We start from the raw sequence: 205 nt of genomic DNA on the forward strand, positions 1-205 counted from the left end.
CTGGCGCTCGATCTCTCTGGCAGCATGGAACGCAAGGATTTTTCGTTTGACGGAAGCTCCACCCGGCGTATCGATGTCGTCAAGGAAATGGGCGCGGGATTTCTACGCGGTCGCTCCGGCGACAGGGTAGGCCTCGTCATGTTTGCAGATGAGCCATTTCTTGCGGCCACCCCGACATTTGATCTTTCCGCCGTCGAAACGGCAT

Annotated in this window: 1 protein-coding gene; it reads left to right on the top strand. The window is 57.6% G+C overall.

Translation table 11 applies throughout. The features are described from left to right. Positions 1-205 (top strand): VWA domain-containing protein (locus tag AC6CHM_RS25230; protein ID WP_498176102.1); only part of this gene is annotated, 205 nt, incomplete at both ends.

The organism is Phyllobacterium sp. GQ127 (assembly GCF_059758635.1).